The sequence below is a fragment of the Shigella sp. FC1967 genome (genome assembly GCF_001743005.1).
Lineage (GTDB): Bacteria > Pseudomonadota > Gammaproteobacteria > Enterobacterales > Enterobacteriaceae > Proteus.
This window is the reverse complement of sequence record NZ_MIIZ01000710.1, coordinates 1-4,281: the sequence shown is the minus strand read 5'-3', so window position 1 is coordinate 4,281 and position 4,281 is coordinate 1. Positions and strand designations below refer to the sequence as shown.

Genomic DNA, 4,281 nt, shown 5'->3' with positions numbered 1-4,281 from the left:
AAAAGATTATGAATTATCCATCAAAAACCCTGAGGCCTTTTGGGCAGATAAAGGGAAAATCATTGACTGGATAAAACCATATACGGTGGTAAAGAACACCGCCCTCGATAAATAAAGAGCCAATACCAAAAAGATTATGAATTATCCATCAAAAACCCTGAGGCCTTTTGGGCAGATAAAGGGAAAATCATTGACTGGATAAAACCATATACGGTGGTAAAGAACACTTCCTTTGATCCTGGCCATGTACGCATTCGCTGGTTTGAAGATGGTCAGCTAAATATCAGTCAAAACTGTCTTGATCGCCACCTTAAAACACGAGGTGATCAAGTTGCCATTATTTGGGAAGGTGACTCACCAAATGAGTCGAAAAAAATCACCTACCGACAACTCCACCAAGATGTTTGCCAATTCGCTAACGTATTAAAAAACTTAGGTATTAAAAAAGGCGATGTTGTGGCTATTTATATGCCGATGATACCAGAAGCCGCGGTCGCTATGCTCGCTTGTACTCGTATTGGTGCCATCCACTCCGTTATTTTTGGCGGTTTCTCTCCTGAAGCTGTTGCAGGTAGGATCATTGATTCAAAAGCTAAATTAGTGATCACAGCTGATGAAGGTTTACGTGCAGGTCGCGCTATTCCTTTAAAGAAAAATGTTGATGATGCTTTAAATCACGCTGATATCCCCCCTATTAACCATGTAGTAGTATTTCGTCGAACAGGACATACTGAACAATGGATTGAAGGGCGTGATGTTTGGTGGGATGAAATTATTCAAGGTGTCAGTACAGAATGTGATGTTGAAGTTATGGATGCAGAAGATCCTCTCTTTATCCTGTATACATCAGGTTCAACAGGCAAACCTAAAGGTGTACTGCAGATGTCGGCTGGGTAACAGGACATAGCTACTTATTGTATGGTCCGCTTTCAAATGGTGCGACTACGGTTATGTTTGAAGGGGTTCCTAATTATCCATCTGTTAACCGTATGGCTCAAGTTGTTGATAAACACCAAATCAATATCTTATATACAGCACCGACTGCAATCCGTGCATTAATGGCTGAAGGCGATAAAGCAATTGAGGGCACTCAACGCACTTCTCTGCGCATTCTAGGCTCTGTTGGTGAACCTATTAACCCTGAAGCATGGGAGTGGTTCTATCAGAAGATGGGACGCAGTCAATGCCCTATCGTTGATACATGGTGGCAAACAGAAACGGGGGGTTTTATGATAACCCCATTACCAGGTGCTATGGATCTAAAACCAGGCTCAGCAACACGCCCTTTCTTCGGCGTTCAGCCTGCAATTGTCGATAATATGGGAGAAATACAACAAGGGGCTTGCGAAGGTAACTTAGTGATTACTGATTCTTGGCCTGGCCAAGCAAGGACTCTTTTTGGTGATCACGACCGTTTTGAACAAACCTACTTTTCAACCTTTAAAGGGATGTATTTCTCTGGTGATGGCGCTCGTCGAGATGAAGAGGGTGACTATTGGATAACAGGGCGTGTTGATGATGTCTTGAATATTTCGGGTCACCGTTTAGGAACAGCAGAGATTGAATCAGCGCTTGTTGCACATCCTAAGATTGCAGAAGCTGCCGTAGTGGGTATTCCACACAATATTAAAGGGCAAGCCATTTATGCTTATGTCACTTTAAATCATGGTGAAGAGCCAACACCTGAACTTTATACTGAAGTTCGCAACTGGGTACGTAAAGAGATTGGACCAATAGCCACACCTGATATCCTTCATTGGACAGATTCCTTACCCAAAACACGATCAGGGAAAATTATGCGCCGTATCTTGCGTAAGATTGCCTCTGGCGACACAACTAACCTCGGGGATACCTCAACACTCGCAGATCCGGGTGTTGTAGAGAAACTGTTAGAAGAAAAACAGTCTCTTTCACTCACGGCTTAGTACACAACAAAATAGCTGTCATTTAAAAAACGTAATACGACAAAGCAAAGGCATTTTCATGCCTTTGCTGGGCTCTCTTACCTAAAAATCATGAAATGCAGGGGATTGAAGCCTCTAAATCAAGTGATAAACCAAACAATTATATAGAGGAGAACTCTGATGAATGCCAATATTTATCAAGAGATAAAAAACAACCCTCGCTTTAAAGAACTGGTTAATAAACGTAGTCGTTTTTCATGGACACTTTCAATTATTACGCTCGTTATGTATGTCTCATTTATCTTACTTATTGCGTTCTATCCACAATGGTTAGGTACACCACTGTATGAGGGAAGCTACATTACACGAGGTATCCCCATTGGTATGGGATTAATCGTCGCTTCATTTTTATTAACGGGCATTTACGTTATTAGAGCCAATACAGAGTTCGACAAACTTACCACTGAAATTATTGAAGAGGTAGAAAAATGAGAAAGTTACTCTACGCAATAAGCTTATTTTTTCTCTCTTCAACGGTTGCTTACGCTACCGCAATAACAGAAGGAGGAGAGAAACAACCTATGAATATTCAGGCCATCATTATGTTCCTAATATTTGTAGGATTAACACTTTACATCACTTATTGGGCTTCTAAACGTACACGCTCTCGTGCTGATTACTATACTGCTGGAGGAAAAATTACTGGCTTTCAAAACGGGATGGCAATCGCAGGTGACTTTATGTCTGCCGCATCGTTTTTAGGGATCTCTGCACTGGTTTATACCTCAGGTTATGATGGGCTTATCTATTCAATTGGATTTCTAATTGGTTGGCCTATCATTCTTTTTATCATTGCTGAACGCTTACGTAATTTAGGGCGTTATACCTTTGCTGATGTTGTCTCTTATCGCTTAAGCCCTAAACCTATAAGAACACTCTCCGCCATTGGATCATTGGTTGTTGTTGCTCTTTATCTGATTGCACAGATGGTAGGTGCTGGAAAATTAATCGAACTCCTCTTCGGCTTAAACTACCATATTGCCGTTGTGCTCGTCGGTATTCTAATGGTGTTATATGTTTTATTTGGGGGCATGTTAGCCACCACTTGGGTTCAAATCATTAAAGCTATCTTATTACTTGCAGGTGCAAGTTTTATGGCTGTTATGGTGATGAAAACTGTCGATTTTAATTTCAATACCTTATTTAAAGAAGCCGTCAGTGTTCACTCAAAAGGATCCTCTATCATGAGTCCTGGTGGGTTGGTTTCTGATCCTATATCTGCTCTCTCTTTAGGTCTTGCTCTCATGTTTGGTACGGCAGGACTTCCTCATATCATCATGCGCTTCTTTACTGTTAGTGATGCAAAAGAAGCCCGTAAGAGTGTTTTCTATGCAACAGGTTTTATCGGTTATTTCTATATTCTTACTTTTATCATTGGTTTCGGCGCTATCTTACTCGTTAGCCCTAATCCTATGTTCAAAGATGCCGCTGGCGCTTTGATTGGTGGAACCAATATGGCGGCAGTTCATTTAGCAGATGCCGTTGGTGGTAATTTCTTCTTAGGCTTTATTTCAGCCGTTGCCTTTGCCACGATTTTAGCGGTTGTTGCAGGACTGACTTTAGCGGGTGCATCTGCGGTCTCACATGATCTCTACGCTAATGTAATTAAAAATGGTCACGCAGATGAAAGACAAGAGCTAAAAGTATCCAAAATTACTGTGGTTATCTTAGGCATTGTCGCTATCGGTTTAGGGATTTTATTTGAAAAGCAAAATATTGCTTTTATGGTAGGGCTAGCGTTCTCAATTGCGGCGAGCTGTAACTTCCCGATCATCTTGTTATCTATGTATTGGAAAGGACTTACAACACGAGGTGCTGTCGCGGGAGGATGGTCTGGGCTATTAGTTGCTGTCATGTTGATGATTTTAGGACCAACAATTTGGGTGAGTATTTTAGGTCATGAAAAACCTATATACCCTTATGAGTATCCAGCATTATTCTCAATAATCATTGCGTTTGTTGTCTCATGGCTTTTCTCTATTACAGATAAATCATCTTTAGGTGAGCAAGAAAAAGCAAAATTCCAAGCACAGTTTATTCGTTCTCAAATAGGTTTAGGTATTGAACAAGGTAAACAGCATTAACAGCCTAAAATAATGTTATATCTAAATAAAAATAACCCCAAAGTGAACGCCAACTTTGGGGTTATTCATTACCAATGATTTCTACCAATTAACATAAAAATATTGATTTTATTTATCGCATTTACTTATTTAGAATATTTTTAAGCTTTAACTACATATCTATACGATTATTTAAATAACTTATTATTCATTATTTTACCGTTATAAGAACAAAATAAATCAAAATAAATCAA

Annotated in this window: 3 protein-coding genes and 1 pseudogene; all 4 read left to right on the top strand. The window is 39.9% G+C overall.

Annotation, left to right across the window (positions count from 1 at the left end):
* On the top strand, positions 1-115 hold a 115-nt coding region (locus tag BHE89_RS10640), incomplete at its 5' end, for an acetyl-coenzyme A synthetase N-terminal domain-containing protein (protein ID WP_458694216.1).
* Positions 112-1,925 (top strand): annotated as a pseudogene (locus BHE89_RS10635) (acetate--CoA ligase). The gene BHE89_RS10640 and the pseudogene BHE89_RS10635, both read left to right, overlap by 4 nt.
* 159 nt (positions 1,926-2,084) lie before the next feature.
* On the top strand, positions 2,085-2,396 hold the full coding sequence (locus BHE89_RS10630; protein ID WP_069369417.1) for a DUF485 domain-containing protein: 312 nt from the start codon (positions 2,085-2,087) through the stop codon (positions 2,394-2,396).
* Complete coding sequence (locus BHE89_RS10625; RefSeq protein ID WP_069369416.1) at positions 2,393-4,048, top strand: cation acetate symporter; 1,656 nt, start codon at positions 2,393-2,395, stop codon at positions 4,046-4,048. The genes BHE89_RS10630 and BHE89_RS10625 overlap by 4 nt, the downstream gene beginning before the upstream one ends.
* The last annotated feature ends 233 nt before the right edge of the window (positions 4,049-4,281 follow it).